Raw genomic sequence first — 26,799 nt, 5'->3', positions numbered from 1 at the left:
ACCAAAATCGTACGATCCAAGGCAGCGTCCATGAATTCAGGCCACTTCCCCGGGGGCCGGGATGCCGGTCAGCCGGGGAGCCCATCGTCCAACCCTCAAATATTTCCATTCCTCCCAAGCGAACTGTTAAGTTTCGGTAAATGGCCGAACCTGTCCCCGGGGATGCTGTATAATCTGGAATTGGAAGGAGGGGAAGCGATGATAGCGATGAGAAAGAGAAATACCGTGTTTGCGAACCTGGCGATTTCGTATCTGACGATCGTTATCGTCGTTGTTCTCTTGCTGTGCTCCATTTTCTATCTGGTCGTACCCTACAACTATAATGAAGAAATCCGAAGCCGAAACGGGATCATGCTGAAGAATGCGGCCCAAACCATGGAATCCGCCGTTCTCGAGCGGGTCCATAAGATTTATTTGGACATTACACTGAAGAAAACGACGAGTGTCGATATAGCGCCGAAGGGTTCCTTTCAGGGACAAAACAGCACCATTCTGGATATTCAGGATCATCTGAAGCAGGAGGTCATCACGAATTCGGATCTCGTGCAGGCCATTCATTTGTACTATCCGAAGTCGGGCGTCATGATCTCCTCCCTGTATGGACTGAAGACCCGCGTGGATGCAGATAGCGAAGCCTTCCGCTCGATGGACTGGATCGAGAGGATGCGGACCAGCGGGAGCGGCTCCTTGTGGACCGGCCCGCGCATGGTGCCCAAGGATATTCATGCGAGCGCATCCGCGAGCAACGGGATGCAGCCTCTGATGACGTATGCCCGCAGTTATCCCTTCCATTCGATGGGCGAAGCATCCGACCTGATGATCGGCATGGATATCAAGGAATCGGCTTTCAGCGGCATTCTCCGGCAGATGATGCCTGCGGACTACCCGAACACTTACCTGATCGATGAGCAGGGCATCGTGATTTCGGCGGCGGACAAAACCATGCTCGGGCGCCGGGCCGGGGAGACGGACTCGATCAAGAGCATGCTTGCCTCCCAGGCGGAAGCGCAAAGCTTCACCGAGACGATCGGGGATACCCCCTATGTCGTATCCCACCATAAGCTTCCGTCGAGCCCCTGGAAAATCTACAATGTCATTCAGGAGAACAGCTTCTATCAAAAGTCGCTCGTCCTGCAAAAGGTCATCCTGTACATCTGCTTGTTCGCTATTTTCATTGGTGCGGTTCTCTCGGGGGTCTTCACGGTGATCAGCTATTCTCCGATCAAACGGCTCATGGGCAAAGTGAAAGGCTTGTTCGAGCATCCTTCCGAGACCCGCCATAATGAGTACGTGCTGATCGATACGGCCATTCATAAGCTGTCCACCAAGGTAAGCACCCTGGAGGAGACGCTCCAGGCCAATCAGCCGGTGATCAAGCACAACGTGGTGATGAATGTGCTCCGGAACGGGTACCTTCCCGATGAGCTGGAAGATCAGCTCTTGTCGCTGAACTTCTCCATGGACTACTCCGGCTACTGCTGCATGGTGATCGACCCGGTCAGCAAGGGCTTCAAGGAGCTGGGCTCCAAGGCCAACCGGTATGCCGTGTACAAGCTGATCAACCAGCTGGAAGCGGCGGGTATGGAAGAGGCGCGCCTCATTGCGGAAGAGCTGCCGGATCACAAAATCGTCGTGATCGTATGTGCGCATCATCCGGACGATGCCTTGCTGGAATCGGTCTCGGGACAGATTTTGTCGGATGTCGAGGCTCACTTCGGCCTGCAGTTTAAAATCGCCTGGGGCCTGTGGGTGGAGGAGTGGAGCCAGGTCTGCCAAAGCTTCGCAGCCGCGCAGACGCTGATCAAGTACGGCTTTTTCTTCCCGGAAGCTTCGATTCTTCGGGAGCTCAGCCTGCTGAACCGGGAACACAGCCACCTGGAAATCCCGCAGTCCGCTCTCCTGAAGTTCAAAGAAAAGCTGCAGGCCAGGAGTTTGAATGACGTGACCGCTGCCACCGACCATCTTCTGGAAGAGTTGATGGAAGGCATGTATGCGGCCGATTACGGTCAATTTGTGCTGAGGAACCTGGTCTCGATGTACGCGGACTTCTTGAAGACCGCGAGGGTGAAGCAGCCGGGGCCGCTTCAGATCGATCTCTACAGGCAGTACCCATCCCTTTACGACATCCACAGCTTCCGGGAGTGGCTGCTATCGTCGATTGCGGAGTGTTACGAGCTTATGGAGAAGCGCAGTGACGAACGGGCTAAGGACAGCATAGAAGCCGTCAAGCAGTACGTCATCTCGCACCTTTCGGAAGATCTGTCGCTGGATGCGGCAGCGGCAGAAGTCTTTTTGAGCGCCAAATACCTCAGCAGGATCTTCAAGGAAGAAACGGGAATGGGCTATACGGAATTCGTCACGCAGAAGCGGATGGAACGCGCGTTGGAGCTTATGCAGAACAGTTCCCTGACCGTTGAACAGGTTGCGGGTGCTGTCGGCTATGGAACCCCCGCTTACTTTATCAAGAAGTTCAAGGAAATCCATGGATGTACACCGAAGACTTATGTCCGAAGTCTAGTGAACACGGGCAGCCATTCCTTCGATGAAAGGTCATGCTTATGACAATGACGATCAGCCGCCGATGGGGGCTTATTCTTTCAGCGCTGCTCCTTCTGCTAAGCGCCTGCCGAATGCCGGACGAACAGGCATCTGTGGCCGAAGGCGTCTCCGCTTCCGCTGCGTCCGCCCAGGGGGAGCGGTATCACATTACATGGACAATGCATTTGAATGAAGCGGTTCCCGGGGATGCGGAGATGGTCCGGTTCCTGGAAGACAAATTCAATGTGGATCTGGAGATTTGGAATCTCGAAAACAATCAATATGAAGCGCTGCTGGATCTCAAGCTGGCGCAGGGCGAAATCCCCGATCTGTTCCGTATCCGTCAGTCGTATGATCTGTTGAAGTACCGGAACCAGCAGGTGCTGGCCGAAATCCCGCCGGGGATGCTCGAACAGCATGCGCCGAACCTGACCCGCCTCATTCATACCGATGCTCCGGGCTATATGGAATACGGACAGCTGGATGGCAGGCAGTATGGCATTCCGGTGATCAATCCGACCAATGCGTACCGGGTTCCCGTCGTTTACAGGGAGGATTGGCTGAATCAGCTTGGTCTTAAGCCCCCAGCAACCCTGGCGGAGCTCGAGAAGGTGATGTATGCCTTCACGCGCGAGGATCCGGACCGCAACGGGAAGCACGATACGTATGGCCTCTCAAGCGAAGGGATGAACGTTGTCTTCGGCGCATTCGGACAGATGGTGTTTACCGAGCAGCTCTATTTTGCCGAGAAGGATCACCGCCTTGTCATCGGGGCGCTGGAACCGGAGATGAAGGAAGCGCTGGGGTATTTGCAGAAGTGGTACCGGGACGGCGTCATTGATCCCGAGTTCATAACCGGCGAGAACAAGGGCGGCTACAAGCACTTGTCCCATGCCTTTATTCACGGCAGGATCGGAATGACCTCGATGGGCAACTATTATCACTGGGTTCAAGCAGGGGATTACCAGGTTATGGACGACAAAGGGGGAGAGGTTCCGGTAGAAGCGGCGTTCAATGCCTTGGAGCTGGCCCGCAGGAACAGCCAGGCCCGGATCATCTTCGGGCAGCCCGTTACAGGCCCCCAGGGGAAGAGGGGCTCCAAGGCCTACGACAAGCTGATGAGTTATACGGCGATCGGTGCGGGGGCGCTGCAAGAGCCGGGCAAACTGGCCAAAATCCTCGAAATCCTCGATTATGTCAGTGCGAACCCGGATCTGGAAGCGAGCATGACGATGAAGCACGGAATCCAGGGAAAGCACTGGAAGTGGGCCGGGGAGGCGAAGGACGATGTCGTCATCCTGCCTCCATTTGATCGGAGCGCCAATTATACCAACCACATTGGGGCCAATATCGGCATGATGGTTCCGCAGCGCCCGAGGGGCCGTAGGGAGCAGTGGGCCTCCACCCTTGGGCTCGGGGAGCACGGCATTTACAATGCGCTGAAGGTTCCCCTGCCTTCCCTGATCCAATACGGCCCGGAGCTGATTAAACTCCGCAATAAAGCCTATGTTGCCATGATTACGGGAGATACGCCCATCGAGGCGTTTGACGGTTTCGTCAAGGCGTTTAGGGAAGCCGGCGGTGAGCAGGTGCTTGGCGAGGCGAACGAGTGGTACCGGGGCCAGGCGCCAAAGTGAGCTGTGCCTGGACGGGCGGAAGCGGGAAGTTTCATAGCCGAGGCGGTGAGATAACAGCAGGCGTGCCGAATTGCGGATGCCTGTTTTTTTCGATCATCCTACTCGAAGCTGATCCCGGCCTTGACGCTTCGGGCGGGGAAACGATAACATGGGAACAGAATCAAATGGAAGGATGTGGGATCTGTTCCAGAACATGCGGATTTTACGGCATGCCGATTAAACCTGATACGGCCAAACAAGGGAGGAATCGTAATGTTTCATATTCCATCGTGGAGTCTGAACCCCAAGCAGCTAAAAGTTCTTATCTGCGCTCTACTCACGCTGCTTCTATTTGGAATGTCCGGTATGCCGGCGCAAGCGGCAGCTCCGGAGAAAACGGTCAACGCTTCAGCGACACTTGCCTACAATCTCAAGGGACTCAAGCACAACGTGGCTGTCCAGAAAGCTTATATCGCTTCGAAGTATGTTTACGTCACTCAGCGGTCTCAGGGAACGTGCTATCTTTCCAGACTGCTCATTAGTGGAAACGACGCAACCTACGTGGATGAAATGACCATTACGAATACCGGCCACTGCCAGACCCTCGATATGTATACGTACAATGGCATCAATTACTTTTATTTCAGTTCCAAAGCGGATGCTTCGACCAGCTATTACTGGTCGCTCCAGGTAGCAAGGCTTCAATACGCTCCCGGCGTGACCGTCGATTATACGGATCTTCACCGGTTCACTTACATGAATTACGCCAACACGACCGGTACAAGACTGGGCGAAACCTACCGTGTGGACGGCGGCGGCAACAGTACCCACACTCTGTTTCGCGTCCAAACCGCGGAAGGAACGGTCACCTGGTCCATGTATGACACGGCGGCATTGAACAAGCTCCTGGACAGCAATGAACAGGTGCGTATGGACAGTGCGGCGGCGGTCAGCGCATCCGTGGGCAGCTTTACGCAGTCGGGCAGCGGGATCGTCAGACCGAACGGCTCGTTCCAAGGGCTGGATCTGCTCGGGAATACGGAGCTTTATACGTCGGGCGGCGCGGAAGGCGAGACCCCGCAGATTGCTATGATGACGAATACAGGAGTGTACAAAACGCTCGTGAGAATTACGAATGTGGGAACCCATGAAATCGAGGGGGTACAGACGAAAGACGGGAACGTTTATTTTACTATCGTTACAGACCCGGTGAACAAACAGAATACGCAGAAAATTTATTACGTTCCCGACAGCATTTTTTAAATCACCGCCGGGGCATCAAAGGATTGCGATGAATGGCCGCGTAAATACCGCGGCCTTTTTTTATGCGGAGGGTCCAACGCCGCTATCGAAATTTTGTATAGTGGGATAGAATATTTTTAAATCTCCAGTCTTTTATTCTATGGTATAGTAAGTGTATAATTTATTTATCTTTATATGAATTAATTTACCGTAATGAAAACCATTAATTTAAATTGTGTGATGGGGGAGCATTCATGAGTTTTGATGTGAAACATGCCATCGAGAGCGGCAAAACAGTACTTGGTATTGAGCTTGGTTCCACTCGGATTAAAGCGGTTCTTATTGGTGAAGATCATACCGCCATCGCATCGGGCAGCCACGACTGGGAGAACAGCTATGTGAACGGCATCTGGACTTACAGCACGGAGGAAATTTGGAAGGGCATACAGGACAGCTACCAGAAGATGGCTGCCGACGTGAAGCAGCAGTATGGCGTCACCCTGCAGAAGATCGGAGCGATCGGTTTCAGCGGCATGATGCACGGCTATATGGCGTTCAACCAAGCGGGAGAGCTTCTGGTTCCTTTCCGCACCTGGAGAAACAATATCACCGGCCCCGCTTCCGAGACGCTGACGGAACTGTTCAACTACCACATCCCGCAGCGCTGGAGCATTGCTCACCTGTATCAGGCGATCTTGAATGGGGAAGAGCATGTGGCTGAGATCGGCTTCCAGACCACACTGGCCGGGTACATCCATTGGAAACTGACGGGACAAAAGGTGCTGGGCGTCGGAGAAGCATCCGGGGTCTTCCCGATTGATATCGCTACCAAGGACTATAACGCTGCCATGGTAAATCAGTTCAACGAGCTGATTGCTTCCCGTAATCTTCCATGGAAGCTGGAGGACATCCTGCCTCAGGTGCTGACAGCAGGTGCGAGCGCCGGCGTGCTTACGGAAGAAGGAGTCAAGCTGCTGGACGTGACCGGCGAACTGCAGGCCGGCATTCCGCTGTGTCCGCCGGAAGGCGATGCAGGGACCGGAATGGTCGCAACCAACAGTGTAGCGAAGCGCACAGGGAACGTATCCGCCGGGACCTCCGTATTCGCCATGGTGGTGCTGGAGAAGGAATTGTCCAAAGCCTATGGAGAGATCGACCTCGTGACGACCCCTACCGGTAACCTGGTAGCCATGGCTCACTCCAACAACTGCTCTTCCGACCTGAACGCATGGGTGGGTTTGTTCGAAGAATTCGGTAAGGCCATGGGTCTGAACACGGATATGAACAAGCTGTACGGCACGCTGTATAACCTTGCCCTTCAGGGAGATCCGGATTGCGGGGGCCTGCTGGCATACGGGTATCTCTCCGGTGAGCATATGACCCATTTCGAAGAAGGGCGTCCGCTGTTCGTGCGTTCCTCCGACAGCAACTTCAACCTGGCCAATTTCATGCGCGTCCACTTGTTTACCGCTCTTGGCGCACTGAAGATCGGCATGGACATTCTTCTGAAGGAAGAGAATGTCCAGCTCGATGAAATCCTGGGCCACGGCGGCTTGTTCAAGACGAAGGGCGTAGGACAGCGCATTATGGCTGCGGCGCTCAATACACCGGTTTCCGTGATGGAGACGGCCGGTGAGGGCGGAGCCTGGGGTATTGCCCTGCTGGCCTCCTATATGATCAACAAGTCGGAGAATGAAACGCTGGAAGCGTACCTGAGCCAGAAAGTCTTCGCAGGAGAGGCCGGCGAAACCATCTCCCCTGATCCGAAGGATGTCGAAGGCTTTGAAGTATTCATGGGGCGTTACAAGAGCGGGCTTGCTATCGAACGGGCGGCCGTAGAATATCTGAAATAATGAAGTGAACGATCCCTACAGGACAAAGAGCTGACTGCCGCGGCAGTCAGCTCTTTGTTGTTTGGTACTTATAAAATTTCAGGGGAAGTAGAGAGCAGATGAGAGAGGGAATGGGTATGGGGTGGAGAGTTTACGGGCCGCCTTTGAAGGCGTGTCCTTACCACTAAGAAATTCAAATGGGACACGACTTCATGAGCGGTTGGAACCCCATACCCATCCCCTCCCATGCACCACGGTATGGGATAGCACGCAGAGATCTTAAAGGACGCCGTCAGGCGTTTTCTTACTAATCCCTCACGATTCCGCCTTCGATGTGCTCATTCGCTTCTTGTTCATAAGCACGACGAGGAAGGCGGATAACCCCAGCCACGCGCAAAAGGTGAACATGCCGGAGTAGCTGATCCTTTGGGCGAGCATCCCCATGAAGAGTCCCCCGGAAGAGAAGCCCAGATCATAGGATGAAATGAACAGGCCCAGCAGGACAGCTCGGCTGCGGGAAGGCAGCACAAAGGACAGATAAGTGACCAATGTGGGATACAGGAAGGCTACTGCCAGTCCGTTGCATACGGCCGAGACATACACGAGGGCGCCAAGCGACTCCATCAGGGACAGGAGCTGGGAACCGGCGGCCGCGGACAGCAGGAGCCCCGCGATGAGTCCGGTATGCCAGCTCCCGTCCGATGGGATGTGCTTACGCAGGACGAAGCGGCAGACCACCACGACGAGGCCCTGCAGCATGAGATAATAGCCCGCATGCCCCGTGCCGGTCTTCTCCATATACAGCGGCAGGAAAGTGGACACGGCGCCGAAGATGCAGGAAGCGAGCAGCATCACGACGGAGCAGACGAGCAGGATCCGGTTGTGCCACAGCTGGGCTGTCGACCGGAGCATCTCCCGGAAGGTATAAGACCCCTCCCCCAAAGGGGCGGCGGGCAGCGGGGCCAGGAAGCCGGTCAGCCAGGTCGTGACGCTCAAAGCGATCATGACCCCAAGGTACAGGGAAGGCTCTCCCGTCTCCCATAGGAATAAGGCCGCCATGGGCCCAAACAGCTGGGGGATCATGGTGGACAGCGTATAGAGCGACATGCCCTGGGCGCGGTCCGCGGCAGAGAGCATCGTGACCATCGACAGCTGCATGATCATGGAGAAGAAGGCGGTAACGGCCCCTTGCAGGGCGCGAAGCCATAGATAGCTGTCGGTGCCGGTGACGGCGAACAGGACCAGGCAGACGGCGTGAACGAGCAGGAGGATGCGCATGACCGCAAGCGCTCCGTACCGGCTGAGCCACTGCCCGGCCCAGGGGCGGAAAAGCATACAAGTCAGCATATAAGCGCCCATCATCAGGCCGATTTCACCCTGCTCCATTCCTTGGGCATCGCTTTGCAGGGGGAGAATGACCGTCAGAATCGCGTTGGCCGAGAAGAATAAGACGGCGAGCAGGTACAGCTTGATTTGTCCGGGTGAGAATGGACCTTGAACAGCCACTACTTCTTCTCCTTTCTCGGTAAGAGTATTCATGAAATATAGCATGAGGATGGATGGGAGGACAACGAAAACAGAGAGGGGGCTTCTTGTCCGATTTTTCCATGGCTTACCCCCATGATGAAGAGATCGATAAGCTGTAACGATTTTAGCAATCGGAAGTTTATTACATTGACAATTTTTAATAAGATGACGTATGATATCTTCTATCAGTGATAATCATTATCACTACAGAGAGGGGTCACTTGTCAATGTTTGCAACCAAGAGAAAGAGTCTGCTGCTCAGCATGTCTTTGCTTCTGGCCTTATCGGCCGCAGTCGCAGGCTGTTCTACACCGAAGACCGAGAATGCCGGAGCGACCGCCGAGACCGCTGCCACGGGGAATAAGGAAGAAACGGTAACGATGGCGTGGCCAAGGGATATCGGGCCGATGAATCCGCATCTGTATAACCCTTCCCAGCTGTTTGCCCAATCGATGATCTACGAGCCGCTGGTTGCGTATAAGGATGGGAAGATTGTCCCCCATCTGGCCGAATCCTGGACGCTTTCGCCGGATGGCAAGGAATACACATTCAAGCTCCGCAGCAATGTCAAATTCTCGGACGGCACCGCCTTTACGGCCGCCACCGTCAAGAAGAACTTTGATGCGGTGTTGAAAAATATGAAGTTACATACCTGGCTGGGCGTCATCAGCGTGCTCGAGAAGACGGAAGCGGTCGATGACGCTACGTTCAAGATGACGCTCAAAGAGGCGTATTATCCGACCCTGCACGATCTGGCTGTCGTGCGTCCCGTCCGGTTTCTTGCGGAATCGGGCTTTCCTGACGATGGCGACACCTCCAAGGGCGTGAAGAACCCGATCGGAACCGGGCCTTGGATGCTCGGTGAATACAAGAAGGATGAGTCTGCGACGTTTATCCCCAATCCGAACTATTGGGGAGAGAAGCCGAAGGTCGATAAGGTTGTCGTGAAAGTGGTTCCGGATGCGGAAACCCGTGTGCTGGCCTTCGAGAAGGGGGATCTGGATCTGATCTTCGGTGAAGGGGTGATCAGCTTCGACGCCTACAAGCAGCTGGAGCAGACAGGAAAATATGAGGCCAAGCTGTCCGAGCCGGTAGGCACCCGCAACCTGGTGCTCAACACGATGAACGAGAAGCTTGCGGATCTGCGGGTTCGCCAGGCGCTTCATCAAGGCTTCAATAAGCAGGCCATGGTGGAAGGCGTAACGCTGGGGATGGAAGAGAAGGCCGACAATATCCTGCCGAAGAACCTGCCTTATGCCAACATCGACGTCAAGCCGGTGGAGTACAATGTGGAGCAGGCGAAAGCGCTGCTGGAAGAAGCGGGCTGGAAGCTGTCCGCCGGAAAAACGGTTCGTGAAAAAGACGGGAAAGCGCTCGAGCTGGAATTGCTTTACGACAAGGCCGACTTAACGCAAAAAGCCATGGCCGAAACGCTGCAGGCCGAATGGGCTGCGATCGGCGTCAAGCTGAACATCACCGGCGTCGAATTAACGGTATACATTCAGCGCAGAAAAGCGAATGAATTCGATATGAATTTCTACTCCAACTTCGGGGCTCCGTATGACCCGCATTCCTTCATGACGGGAGTGGTGCAGAAGGGCTTCGGACTTTCCGATCCGCTGCAGGCCCTGCCTATGAAAGCGGAGATTGACCAGAAAATCAAGGAAGGCATGACCACAACGGATGAAAAGGCGCGTACCGCGTTGTTCAGTTCCGTGCTCACGACACTGCAGGAGCAGTCATCGATCCTTCCGATCTCTTATATCAAGAAGCTCGCTGTTTACCAGAAAGACGTGAGCACCGTTCAGTTCCCGTCGAATCGTGACGAGCATCCGTTCTACGGAATCGACACGAAGGAGTAACGGGCAGGAGGCAGGACATGGCCATCTATATCGGCAAACGAATTCTTTCCATTGTTCCCATTGTGCTGTTTGCCTCGTTTCTTATGTTTGTCATGATCAAAGTGGGACCCGTGGACCCGGCCGAAGCCTATCTCGCCGCGGCCCACATTCATCCCGACGATGAGGTGCTTGCTGCCAAGAGGCATGAATTCGGCCTGGATCAGCCCCTTCTTGTTCAATATGCTCAATCCGTGATGAAGATGTGCCGGCTCGATTTCGGCACATCTTATATTACGAATGAGCCCGTATGGCAGGAAGTGGTGCTGAAGTTCCCGGCCACGATTCAGCTTGCCCTGTGCAGTATTCTTCTAGCGATCCTCGTCAGTGTGCCGATCGGCTTTTTATCCGCGATTTTTAAAAACGGTGCGGTCGATTATTCGAGCAGGGTGCTTTCGTATATCGGCGCCTGTATTCCGATTTTTTGGCTTGGGTACTTATTGGTTTATTTCTTCTCGGTTAAGCTCGACTGGCTCCCCGTAGAAGGCAGAGGGACTTGGCAGCACCTCGTGCTGCCGTCGGTCACGCTGGCGCTGTGGCTCATCGCCATCTATACGCGCCTGCTCCGGACGACGGTGCTGGAGGAGCTGCAGGAAGCCTACGTGCGGTATGCCCGAACGAGAGGGATCAAAGAGAGAGTGATCATGCTGAAATATGTGCTGAGGATTGCCATCCTGCCTATGATCACGGCACTGGGCATGAACATGGGGAAATTATTGACGGGAGCTATCATCGTAGAGCAGGTATTCTCTTGGCCCGGGTTCGGGCGCTACTTCGTTCAATCGATTGTGAACCGCGATATTCCGGTGATCCAATGCTACGTGCTGCTGTCCGTCTGCATTGTGGTGGGATGCAACCTCATTGTGGATCTGCTCCAATTGTACATGGATCCCCGGATCTCACGGAAAGGCAGGGCTGACCAGTGATTGGCGGATTACGCAGAGGGTTCAAAAGTCAGAAGGCTGTCGCCGTATGCTCCATCATTATCGTGTTTTTCTTTCTCGTGAGTGTATTCGCCCCATGGATTGCACCCCACGATCCGGTTCATGTGAATTTGGCGGTCAAGCTGCAGAGTCCCTCATGGGACTACCCGCTGGGGACGGATCAGCTGGGCCGGTGCAATCTGTCGAGACTCCTGTATGGCTCGCGTGTTTCGTTAGGCTTTGCTTCCTTGATATTCATCTGTTCCCTGGGGCTCGGATTATTGGTGGGAACCGCGGCCGGGTACCGGGGCGGTTGGCTGGATGCCGTATTGATGCGGTTCTGCGAAGGGGTCATGGCGTTTCCGAGTCTGATCCTGGTATTGGGTCTGGTCGGCATCCTGGGTCCGGGCTTGTTTCAATTGGTGATTGCTTTGATGATGGTGCAGTGGGTGTATTATGCGCGCATGTTCCGTAATCTGGTGGTCGGTCTCAAGGACCGGAACTTCATTACGGCGGCACGGGTCAGCGGTTCCTCGCAGTGGCAGATCATCCGAAGGCATATGATTCCCAATATCCTGCCTCCGATTCTGGTCATCGGCACATTGGAGATGGGATGGGCGATCATGGATATCTCCGCCATGTCCTTCCTGGGCCTGGGCATTCAGCCTCCGACGCCGGAGTGGGGCGCCATGGTGAACGAAGGGAAATCATTCATACGCAATCATCCGCAGCTGATGCTCTATCCGGGCCTGCTGATCGTTGTTGTTGTAGCGACGTTCAATCTGCTTGGAGAGGCTTTGTCAGAGCGGTATGGCGTAAAACGACGTTTCTAAAAAGAAGGACTGAGCGTAGTGGCAGAACAAACAAGCCCTGTACTGCAGGTGAAGGATCTGAAGGTAACGGTCAAGACGGAGCAGGGGAAGCTGCCGCTTGTACATTCCATAGATTTTGAACTGAAACCGGGGCGTGTCCTTGGTCTTGTGGGAGAAAGCGGCAGCGGCAAAACCGTCACGTCGTTAGCTCTCATGCAGATGCTGGAGCGAAAAGCATCCGAGGTGGAAGGCAGCATTCGCTTGAACGGCCGCGAGCTGAACGGACGCAAAGAAGAGGACATGCGCCGGATCAGAGGGAAAGAGGTGGCGCTCATTATGCAGAATCCGATGAACGCCTTCTCGCCCGTCTATCCCATAGGCACCCAATTCATTGAAACGATTCGCACCCATACCAGCCTCAGTAAAAAGCAGGCGGCGGAGTTGGCCTGCAGTGCGATGTCGGACGTCAATCTGCCTCATTCTTCCGAGCTTCTGCGGAAGTACCCGTTCGAATTGAGCGGAGGCATGCTGCAGCGTGTGATGATCGCCCTGAGCGTATGCCTGAACCCATCGGTCATTATTGCGGATGAGCCGACTACCGCACTGGACGTGACGAATCAGCTTCAGGTATTGCGGCTGCTCGACAGGGTAAGGCAGGACCATGGGACAGCGATCCTCCTGATCTCTCATGATCTGGGGGTCATCGCTGAGATGGCCGATGATGTTGCGGTCATGCAGCAGGGCCGTATTGTGGAGCAGGCGGATGTGTTCGAGCTGTTCGATCACCCGAAGCATGCGTATACCCAAACCCTGCTGGCTGCAAGGCCCATGCTCCAAATCAGTCCGGAGATGGCCCATTGTATCTGGTCCTGACCCCGAATCGAGGTGAGTAGATTGACACTGCTTCAAGTGAACGAGGTAACGCATGCGTACGCCTCTTCCTCTTTGTTCAGACGTTCCAAGCGGGACACGAATATACTGTCGGGCGTATCGCTTCGGATCGAAGAAGGGACATGTCTCGGGCTTCTGGGAGCGAGCGGGGCCGGCAAGAGTACGCTGGGCCGGGTCATTCTCGGGTTGGAGAAGCCGAAGCAGGGCCAGGTTCTCTTTCAGGGACACGATCTGTATGCGGTGGATTCCAAAATACGCAGGCAGCTGCGCCGGGATCTCCAGGTGGTGTTCCAGGATTGTTACTCCTCGGTGAACCCCAGGATGACGGCCGAGCAAATCATCGGTGAGCCGCTCGGCAATTATGAATCCTTGTCGCCCCAGGAGCAAAAACGGGCCGTCGGAGAGCTGCTGGAGCGTGTCGGATTAAGCGCCAAGGATGGGGGGAAGTATCCTCATCAATTCAGCGGAGGCCAGCTGCAGCGAATCAATATCGCAAGGGCGATCGCCTTGAAGCCGAAGATGATCGTGCTGGACGAGGCGGTCAGCTCCCTGGATATGGTCCATCAGACGAATATTCTGCGTTTGCTGAGCGACCTGAGGTCCGCGTTTGGGCTGTCTTATCTGTTCATTACCCATGATATCAAAGCGGCTTATACGATTGCCGATGCACTGGCGGTGATGGAGAAGGGCCAGGTGGCCGAGTACTGCGAGCGTAAAGAGCAGTTTCTGCTGTCGCCTCACCCCGCGGTGAGAAGCTTGCTGGGGTCTATGCTTTCAGAGCATCCGCGTTACCGTTCCAGAGAGCGGTTGTCTTAGCGGAAGACCCTTCCTAAGCAGCGGCTTTTCGCATGGGAGCAAAAAAGTCCCATTGAAGGAAAACTCCTTCTTTGGATGGCATGTGAATAAGAATCGGATTCCCAGCAAGGAGCGGACTGCCGCGGCAGCCGCCCTTGTTTTTTTGTGCATTTTTGCAGAACCCCCGTTCTGATCGTCTGCCGATACGGTGCCGAAGCGGGTTAAACGAGTACGATGCCTGTGCAAAAGATGATGATCCGGGTGGAAAAAAGCCCGTGGTATCAGGCTTCGGAAGGGATTGGTTGCGGCAGTACTATTGCCTGTCAGACCGCGGTCTCTTATGATCGGAGTTGTAAGCGCTGTCTTGAGTGCAATCCACATCAACAGGAGGGAAAGGGATGAAACGGCAATATGAAGTTCAGCTGGCAGCAGTTTCAGCAGTCAAGCCTAGACGGTTTCCGGCGGGACGACAGATCCTCAGGGACAAATGGCTGTACATGCTTCTTGTCCCGGGCGTCTTGTACTTTCTACTATTCAAGTACGTGCCCATGTTCGGATTGGCCATCGCTTTCCAGGACTACAAGCCGCATATCGGATTTTTGGAGAGTCCATGGGTAGGGTTGAAGCACTTTGAACGGTTCTTCACCGAGCCGCAATTCTGGATGCTGTTCCGAAATACGTTTGTTCTTGCGATGTATAACCTGGTGTTCTTCTTTCCGCTGCCCATCATTCTGGCCCTGATGTTAAATGAGGTTCGCCGGGAGACGTTCAAGCGGTGGGTCCAGACGATGCTGTATCTGCCGCATTTCGTTTCGTGGGTGGTGGCCGTCGGCATTTTCTATGTGCTTCTTACGACGGAAGGGGGCATTATTAACGATATCATCGCCCGGCTCGGCTTTGAGAAGATTCCTTTCCTGCTCAGCGAGGAATGGTTCCGGACGATGATCATCTCCCAATCCATCTGGAAGGAGGCCGGATGGGGGGACGATTATTTTCCTGGCGGCTTTGTCCGGCGTGGACCTGCAGCTCTATGAGGCGGCACGCATCGATGGAGCCGGCCGCTGGCGGCAGCTCTGGCACGTTACGCTGCCCGCGATCCGCAGCACGATCGTCATCCTGTTCATTCTGCGTCTGGGCAGCTTCCTGGACACGGGCTTCGAGCATATCTTCCTCATGCTCAATTCCGTCAACAGGGAAGTCGGGGAAGTGTTCGACACCTATGTTTACCTGAAAGGGTTAACCCAGGCGCAGTACAGCTACAGTGCGGCGGTGGGCCTGTTCAAATCGGCGGTCGGACTGGTCCTGGTGCTTGGCGCCAATTGGCTGGCCAAGAAATTCGGAGAAGAAGGCGTCTATTAACACGAGGAGGGAGAATGAAGTGTCCATTGAGAACCGGACGGTCGGCAGCAAGCTGTTCAATGCGGCCAATGCTTCCCTGCTGCTGCTCTTTTCGCTGATTACCGTGATTCCATTCCTGTACATTCTTGCCGTATCGTTTACCTCCCCGGCGGAGGTGGTTAAGGGAGGGCTGCTGCTGTTCCCGAAGGAATTCACCTTTGCGGCCTATCAGTATATTTTCTCGACGGATACGATGATGAGAGCCATCCTGGTTTCGGTCTATATCACCGTGTTCGGAACCGCGATCAATCTGTTCTTCACCTCCATCACGGCGTATCCTCTGGCACGCAGCACACTGAAGGGCAGGCGGACGATCCTGCTTCTGGTCCTGATCACGATGCTGTTCAGCGGGGGGATGATCCCGACCTATTTTGTCGTCAAAGCGTTCGGCATGATCAATACGTATTGGTCGCTGATGATCCCTACGGCGATCAGCGCCTTTAATCTGATCGTACTGAAGAACTTCTTCCAGCAGATTCCCGACGGGCTGGAGGACGCGGCCAGAATCGACGGCTGCAGCGATCTGGGGATTCTGTTCCGCATCGTGCTGCCCTTATCCCTGCCGGCTATGGCGACCTTCGGCCTGTTCTATGCGGTGGGCCACTGGAACACCTACTTCAACGCCGTTATGTACATTAACGATTCCGTGAAGTTTCCGGTCCAGATTGTTCTCCGGCAGATTGTGCTGCTCTCGCAGGACCAGATCGGGGATTCCACCACGCAGCAGGACCCGGAGGATTATTTGCCGCAGACGATCCGTATGGCTTCGATCGTCATTGCGACGGTGCCGATCCTGCTCGTCTACCCGTTTCTTCAGAAGCACTTTGCGAAAGGCGTTATGCTGGGATCGGTCAAGGGATAGCGGGCCGTCCCGGTTCAACCAGATACAAACAGATGCAAAAGGAGGGTTTCGGAATGAAGAGAAAACGTCAGGGTGCAGCTTTGCTGCTTTCCATGGTGCTGACCGCAGGATCACTTGCCGGGTGCAGCAGCGATCAGACGGCCGCCAAGGATTCGGCCAACGGGGCCAAGGGGGGAGCAGGTGATGGACCGCTTGAGATTACCATCGGGACGCCGCAGGTCGGCGAGGCCCCCAAAGCGGATAGTGAAATCGAACGGGCCATCGAGCAGTACACGAACTCCCGGCTGGAGATTCAATGGATTCCGACCGCGGCCTTCGAGGACAAAAAGAACGTCATGATCGCCTCCGGCGATATGCCCAAAGCGTTCAAGCTGACCTTCAATGCGACCACGCTCAGCGCCATCCAATCCGGTCTGTTCTGGGAGATCGGTCCGTATCTGAAGGATTACAAGAATCTGGCCGAGCCAAATCCGATGCATTACGACAACATCAAGGTCGACGGGAAGCTCTACGGGCTCCCGCTGTACCGGGATATCGGCAGGGCCGGCATAACGCACCGCAAGGACTGGTTCGATGCGCTGGGGCTGAAGGCTCCGGTGACGATCGACGATTGGTATCAGATGATGAAGACCGTCGCGGAGAAGGATCCCGACAAGAACGGCCAAGCCGACACGTACGGGATGTTCCTCGACAAATCCTATAATGACCCGGTTGCGAGCAGCGCGTTCCTGACCCGGCTGGCCGTCGCCCAGGGAGCTCCGAACAAATGGGGGCTTGTGGACGGCAAAGTCATCCCGGAGTTCATGACGGCGCCCTACCAGGACTCGCTGAAGCTGCTGAGGCGGCTGTATGCAGAGAAGCTGATCAACCAGGACTTCTCCGTCGTCCAGGCGGCGGATGCCGACAACAAGTGGAATGCCGGGAAGGTGGCCATCCGGGTGAATACCGTGGCCTCTGCCGCGGCTACCTCGGCCAATAACCTGAAGAAGGCCGTTCCGGATGCGGTAGTGGATGTGGTTCCGTTCGCCGGCCCAGGCGGCAATCGGGTACCGGCCGAGCCGGGCAATAACGGGTTCTTCGTCTTCCCTAAGTCCAGCGTGAAATCGGAGGAGGAGCTGAAGCGCCTGCTGGCGTTCTTCGACAAGCTGCTGGAGCCGGAGATGTCCACGCTGCTTACCCGGGGCCTCGAAGGCAAGCACTTCAAGAAGACGGACGACGGGAAAGCCGAATTCCTCGATCTGAACCTCTTTAACCTGGAGGTCAAGCCGTTCCGCGACAGCCTGCCGTCGTTCGAGGTAACGGGCAAAGGACTTCCTCTGAAGCTGGACGCCCTGCAGGAGAAAGGCTGGAAGGTCATCTCCGACAATCTCAAGAACGTCGTTCCGAATGTGGCCCTCACGCTGAATTCGAAGACCTACGTGGAGAACGGCTCCGAGCTGGATACGCACATTCGCGACGCCCAAACCAAATTCATTATGGGCAAGCTCGACGAGGCCGGCTTCCAGGCGGAGATCGAGGCATGGAGAAAGATGGGCGGAGACAAGGTCATTGAAGAATTCACGGCAGAGTACGCAAAGCAGAAAAAATAGGAAATGGAGGAAGGACAAAATGACAACGGTGATCGAACGAACCGCTTATGTGGACGGGGGCTGGATCGACCCGGAGGGCCGGCCGCTTAAGGAGCATTACAGCCCGCTGGACAGCTCTATACTGGTGGGACGCAGCCTGCAGCTGACCGCGGCGGATGTCGACCTTGCGGTTCAGGCCGCGGGGCTCGCGCTTCCCGGATGGGCCGGCCTGTCGGGGGGCGAGAGGGGAGCCTATCTGTTCAAGGCCGCGCAAAAGATCGAAGAGCATGCGCAGGAGCTCGCGGATCTGCTGACCCTGGAGATGGGGAAGCCGATCGGCGAAGCCAGGGGCGAGGTCAACCGTGCAGTCGTGCTGCTGCGCTACTATGCGGGTGAAGGGCTTCGCAGCGTGGGCGAAGTGCTGCCGGCAACCGACGGCGTGTCCCATCTGTATACGACCCGCGTTCCGCTCGGAGTCGTCGGTCTGATTACGCCGTGGAACTTCCCGGCCGCCATCCCGGTCTGGAAGATGGCCCCGGCGCTGATCTTCGGCAACACCGTCGTCTGGAAGCCGGCGGAGCATGCCACCATCACCGCGTCCTATCTCATGCAGCTGCTCGAAGCAAGCGGGCTGCCCCGCGGGATCGTGCAGCTGGTGAGCGGCTCGGGCTCCGTCGTCGGGCAGCGCATGCTGGAGCATCCGGGGATTACCGGCATCTCCTTCACCGGTTCGGACGCGGTAGGCAGGACCGTCGCGCAGGCGGCTTCGGCCCGCCACGCCAAGTACCAGCTGGAGATGGGCGGGAAGAACGCAAGCGTCGTGCTGGCCGATGCCGATCTCGGCAGGGCGGCGGACACGATCATCAGCGCGGCCATGCGCTCGGCCGGCCAGAAATGCACGGCGACCAGCCGCGTGATCGTGGAGAAATCGGTCAAGGCGGAGCTGACGGCCCTGCTTGTCGAACGTGCCCAGCGCATCAAGCTGTCCGATCCGCGGGAGGGCGATTGCTATCTCGGTCCGGTGGTCTCGAAGCGGCAGTATGACAGCATCCTGGGCATGGTGGAGCAGGGCATCCGGGAAGGGGCGAGGCTGCTTGCCGGAGGCAGAGCGAGAACGGAAGGCGGCTTCGGGAAGGGCTATTATATCGAGCCGACGATATTGGATGGGGTGGACCCGAACAGCCTGCTCGCACAGGAAGAAATCTTCGGCCCGGTGCTCGTCATTCTGGAAGCGGACGATCTGGAGCATGCGATCGAGCTTGCCAACCATGTCCGGTACGGCCTGGCCGCGGCTCTTTTCACACAGAGCCAGAAGAGCATCCACCGTTTCGTGAACGCGATCGAAGCGGGCTTGATCAAGATCAACGGAGAGACGGCGGGTGTGGAGCCGCAGGCGCCGTTCGGCGGCATGAAGCTGTCCAGCTCCTATTCCCGGGAGCAAGGCCGGGCGGCCATTGAATTCTTTACGCAGGTCAAGACCGTAGCAGTGACACCTTAATTCAAATTGAGCGCTTAAGAAAGGCGGAATCGGGAATGAGCTATGGGGAGTTCAGTAAAAGGTTGGAAACCATTTCGGCCATTCATATCACTCCGTTCGACGAAGAAACCCGTGAGATCGACTGGAAGGGCCTGGAGGCCAACATCGAAGCGTTGATTGCAAGCGGCTCCGAGGTGATTGTGACGTGCGGCAATACCGGCGAATTCTATGCGCTGACGCTGGAGGAAGCGAAGGAAGTCACGGAGCGGGTGGTCGCGCAGGTGAACAAGCGGGCGATCGTCATGGCCGGCATCGGTTACTCGGCGGACACCGCGGTTGAGCTCGGGCGGCATGCCCAGCGGGCGGGGGCCGACTGCGTCATGATCCATCAGCCCATTCATCCTTATATTACGAAGGAGGGGGCGGTCTCTTACTTCCGGAAGGTGATGGAGAGCCTCGATATCCCCTCCACGCTGTATTTGAAGGATGCTGCGGTCTCCGACGATATTCTGCTGACCTTAGCCGCGCTGCCTGAGTGTGTCGGCGTGAAGTATGCGATTAACGATCTGCCCCGCTTCACGCATACGGTTCGGCGCATCCCGGAGGAGTACGGGATCGCCTGGATCTGCGGCACAGCGGAAAGTGGGCGCCGTATTTCTTCCGTGCCGGAGCCAAGGGCTTCACCTCGGGCCTTGTCAATGTCGTTCCGGGCAAGTCCCATGCCATGCTGAAGGCGCTGCGGGAGGACGATTGGACGGCCGTGTGGCGGCTGTGGGAGGACATCCTGCCCTTCGAGAACCTGCGTGCCAAATACAACGCCGGGAACAATGTCGTGATCGTCAAAGAAGCGATGGAGCAGCTGGGGCTGCGGGCGGGGGTCACGCGCGAGCCTGTCGATCCGCTGAACGAATCGGATAAGAAGGAAGTCACCGCGCTGCTGGCGCATGGGGACTGCTGAAGAAACAAGAGGAGGCTGTTCAATGAAAATAACAGACATCAGGCTGACGGTAGTCGGCATGCCGCGACATACCGGATTCGTGAGCAAGCACGTGATCGTCGAAATCGACGCCGATAACGGATTGACCGGGATCGGGGAGATGTCCGATTTTTCCCATCTGCCGTATTACTCGCTCGATATTCACGATCTGCTTACCGTACTGAAATCAGCCCTGCTGGGAACCAACCCGTTTGATATTTCGCTGAGCAACAAAGTGCTGGGGAGCTATTACCCTGAGGCTATGTTTTATTACGAGAAGGGCAATTTTATCCGGAACGGGATCGATACGGCGCTTCATGACCTGTGCGCCAAGGCGCTCGGCATCTCGGTTTCCGAGCTGCTGGGCGGCAGAATCCGGGAGAAGATCAAGGTCTGCTTCCCGATCTTCCGTCACCGCTTCATGGAAGAGGTCGAGGAGAATGTGGCTGTCGTCCGCCGCCGGCTGGCGCAGGGCTTCGATACGTTCCGGCTCTATGTCGGCAAAAATCTGGATGCGGACGAGGCGTTCATGGACCGGGTGCGGACGGAGTTCGGCAGCAGAGTCACGATCAAGTCGCTCGATTTCAGCCATCTGCTCGAATGGAAGCTCGCGCTGCAGGCCGCCAAGCGGTTCCGCCAGTACGACTTTCAGCTGATCGAAAGTCCGGCTGTCCAGAACGACTTCGAAGGGCTCCGCCATTTCCGTTTGAAGGCGGATCATCCGGTCAGCGAGCATGTGTGGAGCTTCCGGCAGCAGTTCGAAATGATCCGTCAGGACTCCGTCGACATCTTCAACATTTCTCCGATCTTCATCGGAGGCTTGACCAGCGCGAGGAAGGCGGCCGCAGCCGCGGAGGTCGCAGGGAAGTCGTGCCTGATCGGAACGACGCAGGAGCTGTCGGTCGGAACGGCTTCCATGGCGCATCTCGGAAGCGCGCTTGTCAACCTCAACTACACGTCGGACCCGACCGGACCGGAATTATATGTCGGTGACATCGTGAAGCATCCGGTTCAATATCAGGACGGTTACCTTCTTGTGCCGGGCCGCGATCAGCCGGGATTGGGCGTGGAATTGGACTGGGAGCGGATCGGGAAGTACCGGGTGGACGATCTGAGCTGGGGGAATATTTCGGTGCACCAGCTTCAGGACCGTACGGCCCAAACGAAGGCGTAATCTTCCGAACTTTTTGATATAATGATAGCCGGGGGAGCCGTTTTTCCGCTCCTTCCGGTTTCTTTTATCGATGCTCCGCATGAAGTGAGAGGGGGAGGAGGGTTCCATTGCCCAGATACTTGTATCGATTACTTGTTTTCACTCTGTTGTTAGTGGCAGCGCCGGTCGTTTCCATCGGGATGATCTCCTACTATATCGCCTCCAAGGATACCGAGCAGAAGGTGAACGAAGGCAACACGCACATGCTGCTTCAGAATCAGATGAGAATCGAGCAGGTGTTGAAACATGTGGAAATGGGAGCCGTCCAATATGTAAGCTCCTCTCTGGTTACCGATCATCTGTACGATGATTTGACGCCTGACGATTTTGTCACGATAACGGATCTGGCCAAGGGTCTGTACAACCTGCACTCGCTGTCGGGTGTGGCGGATACGCACCTGGTGAACCTGGAGCATGACTGGATGATCAGCAATCTGGGCTTTACGAAGGTTCGCGATTATTTGGAGCCGGATCTGCTGAGCGAGTACAGCAGCAATCCGAAGAACTTGTTCTGGCTGGCCGGCGGCACCGGGAAGAAGAGGGGCGGCAGCACCGAAGAGGAAGCGCCCGCACGGGAGACGGTCCGGATGGTCGTCAAGCTGCCCATGATCGCGCCCTCAAGCGAGCCGAAGGCCCTTCTGATCATCGACATGGATGAACAGAAGCTGGAGAGCGACATGACGCCGAACGAGCAGTGGGGCAACATGTATGTGGTGAGCCGCGAAGGGCTGCCGTTCCTGACGAACCCGGGCTCGGTCGATCTGACGGATAGCATTCTGCTTCATCTGAAAACGCTTACGAACTCCGGCGGGTATTTCGAGGCGGACGGCATGGCGGTGAACTACCGGGTGTCCCCTTACAATCACTGGACATATGCCTCGGTCAATTCGATTGAATCGATGACGAAGGAGTCCAAAAAAATTGCGGTCATTACCCTCAACGCCTGTCTCATCATCTTTGTTATTATCGCGGCCGGCGCCTATTACGGGTCCAGGCGCATGTACTCCCCGTTCCGCCGTCTGTTCCTGATGATGGAACGGTATGGCGGCGAGGCGGCGGTCTCCCGGCAGCAGGATGAGTTCGCCTATATCGAGGACAGGTTCAATTCGCTGTTCCGCACGCGAAAGCAGCTTCAGACCCAGCTACAGGGGCAGCGCGGGCAGATGAGGGAGTTTTTTGTGCTCAAGCTGCTCATGGGACAGATCACGGAAAGCGAATTTACCTACAAGAGCGAGACCTACGGATTTGCCGGCAAGGGCAGGTCGATGGGGGTGCTGACCCTCCAAATTGATGCGCTTCATGAAACCCGGTTCACGGAGAACGATAAGGAGCTCCTGCTGTTCGCGATCAACAACATGGTGGGCGAGCTCATTCCCTCTTCAGGATTGCTGGGCAATGTGCTGCTCGATCAGTCCCAGATTTCGATCCTGATCAGCGACTCCGACGACCCGGATGCATGCAAAGCCTTTTTGCATCAAACGGCCGCCTGGATCAAAACGAGGGTGTACGAGCTGCTGCAATTGAAGGTCAGCATCGGCATCAGCCGGAGCTTCACCCGATATACCGACGCGAACCATGCGTACACGGAGGCCTTGGAGGCCTTGAAGCGGAGAATCAGTCTCGGCAACGACATCATTCTCCATTATGACGATATGAAGCTCGGCTCCGGGCAGCGAAGCAGCGCTTGTGTGTCCCTGGAGCATTTCGAGGACGACGTCATCCATGCGCTCAAGGTCGGCGATTCCGTCTCCACAGCCGGGCATTATGACCGGTATGTCGAAGCGATCATGGAGAAGGAGATCGGCTTCAACGATTTTCAGATGGTGATGCTGCAGCTGGTCAACCGCGTGTACCGTCTGGTGAACGAACAGGAGGGCTCGCTGCACAGTCTCGTCCGGAACCAATCGATTCTGAACCGGTTCGTCAAGCTGCATACCGCCTCGGAAATGACAGCCTGGTTCAAGCAGGAATTCCTGCCGCCCATCCTGGAATATATGAGGGAGCGCGTCGACCGCCAATATATCAATATCGCCCATGAGATGGTTCAGCTTATCCATGAGCAGTACGGCCGGGATCTTACGCTGGAGACATGCGCGGAACGCCTCAAGTACCATCCTGTTTATTTGAGCCGGGTGTTCAAGAAGGAGATCGGAGTCACGTTTATCGATTATTTGACGGATTACCGGATGAAGATGGCCAAGTCGTGGCTGGAGAACACCGATCTGAAAATTACCGAAATCGCAGGGCGTCTGAATTACACGAATGCGACGGGCTTTATCCGGACCTTCCGAAAGCTGACCGGCATGACCCCGGGTCAGTACCGTGACAGCCACTCGAGCGGATAGCTGCGCGGTCAGAGGTGAACGGGGAGAGCCGGATGAACGCCGCAGCGTGCAGGACAATCCAGGTGGAGAGGGAGCGAAGAACCAGTGGAATACGGGCTTGTGGACAAGATGAAGGCGCAGTACAGGGCGGAACCGAAGTGGTATTCCGTCCGCTGGCATTATATTGAAGGCTGCATTCTGAAGGCGTATCTGGACAGCTGGGCGCAGACCGGCAGTGAAGAGGACTATCAGTTCGTCAAGGGGTTCATCGACCGGCTGTATGATGAGGAGGGGAATATCTCCGCTGTCAACCCAGCCTATTATAATATCGACCAGATTCGAATGGCCACCGTGCTGTTTCCCTTATACGAGCGGGAGCGCGACCCGAAATATAAACGTGTTATGGATTTGCTTTACGGGCAATTGTCCCACTATCCCCGGACGAACTCGGGGGCGTTCTGGCACAAATCCAATTACCCTCATCAAGTATGGTTAGACGGATTGTACATGGGACAGCCGTTCTATGTTCAATATACGAAGCAGTTTGCCGAACCTAAGGAGTATTCGGATACGCTTGCCCAGTTCCGCAACGTCCGGAAGAACATCTACAACGAGAAGAAGCGGCTCTACAGCCATGCCTATGATGAGAGCCGGCAGATGTTCTGGAGCGACCCGGTCACCGGCCAGTCCCCGAATGTATGGGGGCGGGCGGTCGGCTGGTATGTGATGGCACTTGTCGACGTGCTGGAGCTGCTGGAGGGCGAGGAGGCCGACGCCGGGTTCCTGCAGCAGGATCTGCAGGATACCATAGACGACATGCTGCGGCATCAGCACAGCGAAGGGATGTGGTATCAGGTGGTCGACCGGGCCGACCATCCGGATAATTATCTCGAGAGCAGCGGTACCCTCATGATGGCCTACGCCATCCTGAAGGGGGTCCGTCTCGGCTTCCTGCCGGGCGAATATGCAGGGCACGGGAAGAAGGCCTTCGACGGAACGGTCAGCCGTTATGTGCGGGAAGAGGAGGGGGAAGTGCTGCTGGGCGGGATTTGCCGAAGCGCGGGTCTCGGCACACATCCCGATACCGGTGCCGTCCGGGACGGCAGCGTCGACTATTATCTTCATAGCGAGAAGATCGTGGACAATAACGGGCACGGCGCGGCGCCGCTGCTTATGGCGTACAACGAAATCAAGCGGCTTCTTAATCAGGCTGCTTCTTAAGCAGCAGCCTTCACAGTGATGGGATCACAGGCGTACCGAACTTCGGGCGCCTGTTTTTTATTTCCTCCCGGAGGATAGGGCTACAGGAGAAAAATGAAACTTTTCCCATAGATTCCTCCACTCTCCTGCTGCCCTTCAGGCTCTACAATGAGACACATAGGCAGCGAATAAGACGGGAAGGGGGGAAGGTTATGGGTGAACCCTTGATATCCATGGAAGGAATCGTGAAGCGGTTCCCCGGTGTGCTTGCGCTGGATGGGTGCCGGTTCGAGCTGCATGCCGGCGAGGTGCATGCGCTCGTAGGGGAGAACGGCGCCGGCAAGTCGACCCTGATGAAGATCCTCACCGGAGTGTACGCCAAGGACGAGGGCCGGATTCGGTACGAAGGACGGGAGGTCGAGATCCCGAACACCAAAGCGGCCCAGGAGATGGGCATCAGCATCATCCACCAGGAGCTGAACATGATGCCGCATTTGACGGTGGCCCAGAACATCTTCATCGGCCGCGAGCCGCGCAGGGGCTGGTTTCTCGACGAGAAGGCGCTGCACCGCAGGACACAGGAGCTGTTCGCGCGGCTTCACCTGCAGCTGGACCCGGGCACTCCGGTCTCCGAGCTGACGGTAGCGAAGCAGCAGATGGTGGAGATTGCCAAGGCCCTCTCCTTCGACTCCAAGGTGCTCATCATGGACGAGCCGACGGCCGCGCTGACCCAATCGGAGATCGAAGAGCTGTTCCGGATCATCGAACAGCTGCGCAGCCAGGGGGTAGGCATCGTCTACATCTCCCACCGGATGGAGGAGCTGAAGCGCATCACGGACCGGATTACGGTCATGCGGGACGGCTGCTATATCGATACCGTGCGGACGGAGTCCATCACCATCGATCAGATCATCGCGATGATGGTGGGCCGGCAGATCCGGCATCTCTCGAGACCCTCCGCGGCGGAGAACCGGAACCCGGTCGTGCTGGAGGTGCGGGACTTAAGCCGCGGGACGCAGCTGAGGAATATCAGCTTCCATCTGCGGCAGGGCGAAATCCTGGGCTTCGCGGGACTGATGGGGGCCGGGCGCACCGAAGCGGCAAGGGCGATCTTCGGGGCGGACCCGGTCGACCGGGGGGAGATCCGGATCCACGGCAGGCCGGTGAGCATCAAGCAGCCTCACGATGCGGTCGCCCAAGGTCTCGGTTATCTATCGGAAGACCGCAAGCAGTTCGGTCTCCTGACCGAGATGGACGTGAAGACGAATATCGCGGTGGCCAGCTATGCCGGCTGCGCGCGGTGGGGCTGGATGGATGACAAGCGGATCGCCCAGACGGCCGAACGGTATGTCCAGTCGCTCAAGATCAAAACTCCGGGCACCGGACAGCCCGTCAAGTTCCTGTCGGGAGGCAACCAGCAGAAGGTCGTTATCAGCAAATGGCTTACGCGGGACTGTGACATTCTGATCTTCGACGAGCCGACCCGGGGGATTGATGTGGGGGCCAAGAGCGAGATCTACGCCCTGCTGGAGCAGCTCGCCGAAGAGGGCAAATCGATCATTATGATTTCCTCGGAGCTGCCCGAGATTCTGCGGCTGAGCCACCGCATTCTCGTGATGTGCGAGGGGCGGATCACCGGAGAGCTGAGCAGCGGGGAAGCGACGCAGGAGAGAATCATGAGATTGGCTACGATGCGAACGTAAGGAG

The 26,799-nt window shown here is 56.3% G+C and carries 19 protein-coding genes and 1 pseudogene; 19 read left to right on the top strand and 1 reads right to left on the bottom strand.

The features are described from left to right. Positions 1-198: 198 nt before the first annotated feature. The 4 genes from PM3016_RS28885 (at position 199) to PM3016_RS28870 (ending at position 7,249) form a co-directional block, all read left to right on the top strand. Complete coding sequence (locus PM3016_RS28885; RefSeq protein ID WP_014371885.1) at positions 199-2,562, top strand: AraC family transcriptional regulator; 2,364 nt, start codon at positions 199-201, stop codon at positions 2,560-2,562. Further along, on the top strand, positions 2,559-4,175 hold the full coding sequence (locus PM3016_RS28880) for an extracellular solute-binding protein (RefSeq protein ID WP_014371884.1): 1,617 nt from the start codon (positions 2,559-2,561) through the stop codon (positions 4,173-4,175). The genes PM3016_RS28885 and PM3016_RS28880 overlap by 4 nt, the downstream gene beginning before the upstream one ends. 252 nt (positions 4,176-4,427) lie before the next feature. After that, positions 4,428-5,417 carry a helveticin J family class III bacteriocin gene (locus PM3016_RS28875; protein WP_014371883.1) on the top strand — a complete coding sequence of 330 codons (990 nt, stop codon included), beginning with the start codon at positions 4,428-4,430 and terminating at the stop codon, positions 5,415-5,417. A gap of 233 nt (positions 5,418-5,650) precedes the next feature. Next, positions 5,651-7,249 (top strand): xylulokinase, encoded by a 1,599-nt coding sequence (locus PM3016_RS28870; RefSeq protein WP_014371882.1) that lies wholly within the window; start codon positions 5,651-5,653, stop codon positions 7,247-7,249. Positions 7,250-7,543: 294 nt separating this feature from the next. Here PM3016_RS28870 and cntE read toward each other — a convergent pair whose 3' ends face one another. Then, positions 7,544-8,734: a staphylopine family metallophore export MFS transporter CntE gene (gene cntE, locus PM3016_RS28865; protein ID WP_014371881.1), complete on the bottom strand. Its 1,191-nt coding sequence runs from the start codon at positions 8,732-8,734 to the stop codon at positions 7,544-7,546. Between the two features lie 248 nt (positions 8,735-8,982). On the opposite strand from cntE, the gene nikA reads away from it, so the two are divergent. The 15 genes and pseudogenes from nikA (at position 8,983) to PM3016_RS28795 (ending at position 26,795) form a co-directional block, all read left to right on the top strand. Then, complete coding sequence (gene nikA, locus PM3016_RS28860; RefSeq protein WP_014371880.1) at positions 8,983-10,617, top strand: nickel ABC transporter substrate-binding protein; 1,635 nt, start codon at positions 8,983-8,985, stop codon at positions 10,615-10,617. A gap of 17 nt (positions 10,618-10,634) precedes the next feature. Then, positions 10,635-11,579, top strand: a complete 945-nt coding sequence (gene nikB, locus PM3016_RS28855) for a nickel ABC transporter permease subunit NikB (RefSeq protein WP_014371879.1) — start codon at positions 10,635-10,637, stop codon at positions 11,577-11,579. Then, positions 11,576-12,409, top strand: coding sequence for a nickel ABC transporter permease subunit NikC (gene nikC / locus PM3016_RS28850; protein ID WP_014371878.1), 834 nt, complete (start codon positions 11,576-11,578; stop codon positions 12,407-12,409). Before nikB ends, nikC begins: the two co-directional genes overlap by 4 nt. Positions 12,410-12,427: 18 nt before the next feature. Beyond that, complete coding sequence (gene nikD / locus PM3016_RS28845; RefSeq protein ID WP_014371877.1) at positions 12,428-13,261, top strand: nickel import ATP-binding protein NikD; 834 nt, start codon at positions 12,428-12,430, stop codon at positions 13,259-13,261. 21 nt (positions 13,262-13,282) lie between these two features. Continuing rightward, the gene (gene nikE, locus PM3016_RS28840) at positions 13,283-14,095 is read left to right on the top strand and encodes a nickel import ATP-binding protein NikE (RefSeq protein WP_014371876.1); all 813 of its coding nucleotides are present in this window, start codon (positions 13,283-13,285) and stop codon (positions 14,093-14,095) included. 377 nt (positions 14,096-14,472) lie between these two features. Beyond that, positions 14,473-15,433 (top strand): annotated as a pseudogene (locus tag PM3016_RS28835) (ABC transporter permease). A gap of 19 nt (positions 15,434-15,452) precedes the next feature. Then, positions 15,453-16,334, top strand: a complete 882-nt coding sequence (locus PM3016_RS28830; RefSeq protein WP_013919964.1) for a carbohydrate ABC transporter permease — start codon at positions 15,453-15,455, stop codon at positions 16,332-16,334. 53 nt (positions 16,335-16,387) lie between these two features. Next, on the top strand, positions 16,388-17,923 hold the full coding sequence (locus PM3016_RS28825) for an extracellular solute-binding protein (RefSeq protein ID WP_014371875.1): 1,536 nt from the start codon (positions 16,388-16,390) through the stop codon (positions 17,921-17,923). A gap of 19 nt (positions 17,924-17,942) precedes the next feature. Beyond that, the gene (locus PM3016_RS28820) at positions 17,943-19,400 is read left to right on the top strand and encodes an aldehyde dehydrogenase family protein (RefSeq protein WP_014371874.1); all 1,458 of its coding nucleotides are present in this window, start codon (positions 17,943-17,945) and stop codon (positions 19,398-19,400) included. 62 nt (positions 19,401-19,462) lie between these two features. Continuing rightward, the gene (locus PM3016_RS28815) at positions 19,463-20,110 is read left to right on the top strand and encodes a dihydrodipicolinate synthase family protein (protein ID WP_420798951.1); all 648 of its coding nucleotides are present in this window, start codon (positions 19,463-19,465) and stop codon (positions 20,108-20,110) included. Beyond that, positions 19,999-20,337 carry a dihydrodipicolinate synthase family protein gene (locus PM3016_RS41495; RefSeq protein WP_420798978.1) on the top strand — a complete coding sequence of 113 codons (339 nt, stop codon included), beginning with the start codon at positions 19,999-20,001 and terminating at the stop codon, positions 20,335-20,337. Before PM3016_RS28815 ends, PM3016_RS41495 begins: the two co-directional genes overlap by 112 nt. Positions 20,338-20,359: 22 nt before the next feature. Beyond that, positions 20,360-21,529 carry a mandelate racemase/muconate lactonizing enzyme family protein gene (locus tag PM3016_RS28810; RefSeq protein WP_014371873.1) on the top strand — a complete coding sequence of 390 codons (1,170 nt, stop codon included), beginning with the start codon at positions 20,360-20,362 and terminating at the stop codon, positions 21,527-21,529. 107 nt (positions 21,530-21,636) lie between these two features. After that, positions 21,637-23,913 carry a helix-turn-helix domain-containing protein gene (locus tag PM3016_RS28805; protein ID WP_014371872.1) on the top strand — a complete coding sequence of 759 codons (2,277 nt, stop codon included), beginning with the start codon at positions 21,637-21,639 and terminating at the stop codon, positions 23,911-23,913. A gap of 84 nt (positions 23,914-23,997) precedes the next feature. After that, positions 23,998-25,113, top strand: a complete 1,116-nt coding sequence (locus PM3016_RS28800) for a glycoside hydrolase family 88/105 protein (protein WP_014371871.1) — start codon at positions 23,998-24,000, stop codon at positions 25,111-25,113. Between the two features lie 191 nt (positions 25,114-25,304). After that, positions 25,305-26,795, top strand: a complete 1,491-nt coding sequence (locus PM3016_RS28795; protein WP_014371870.1) for a sugar ABC transporter ATP-binding protein — start codon at positions 25,305-25,307, stop codon at positions 26,793-26,795. Positions 26,796-26,799: the final 4 nt, after the last annotated feature.

It is taken from the genome of Paenibacillus mucilaginosus 3016 (assembly GCF_000250655.1).
GTDB classification, from domain to species: domain Bacteria; phylum Bacillota; class Bacilli; order Paenibacillales; family NBRC-103111; genus Paenibacillus_G; species Paenibacillus_G mucilaginosus.
This window is presented reverse-complemented; position numbering and strand designations above follow the sequence as displayed.

Coding starts and splice junctions, on each gene's coding strand:
- PM3016_RS28825 (WP_014371875.1), top strand. CDS start 16,388: ATGAAGAGAAAACGTCAGGGTGCAGCTTTGCTGCTTTCCATGGTGCTG.
- PM3016_RS28870 (WP_014371882.1), top strand. CDS start 5,651: ATGAGTTTTGATGTGAAACATGCCATCGAGAGCGGCAAAACAGTACTT.
- nikB (WP_014371879.1), top strand. CDS start 10,635: ATGGCCATCTATATCGGCAAACGAATTCTTTCCATTGTTCCCATTGTG.
- PM3016_RS28810 (WP_014371873.1), top strand. CDS start 20,360: ATGAAAATAACAGACATCAGGCTGACGGTAGTCGGCATGCCGCGACAT.
- nikA (WP_014371880.1), top strand. CDS start 8,983: ATGTTTGCAACCAAGAGAAAGAGTCTGCTGCTCAGCATGTCTTTGCTT.
- PM3016_RS28875 (WP_014371883.1), top strand. CDS start 4,428: ATGTTTCATATTCCATCGTGGAGTCTGAACCCCAAGCAGCTAAAAGTT.
- PM3016_RS28885 (WP_014371885.1), top strand. CDS start 199: ATGATAGCGATGAGAAAGAGAAATACCGTGTTTGCGAACCTGGCGATT.
- PM3016_RS28795 (WP_014371870.1), top strand. CDS start 25,305: ATGGGTGAACCCTTGATATCCATGGAAGGAATCGTGAAGCGGTTCCCC.
- PM3016_RS28820 (WP_014371874.1), top strand. CDS start 17,943: ATGACAACGGTGATCGAACGAACCGCTTATGTGGACGGGGGCTGGATC.
- PM3016_RS28880 (WP_014371884.1), top strand. CDS start 2,559: ATGACAATGACGATCAGCCGCCGATGGGGGCTTATTCTTTCAGCGCTG.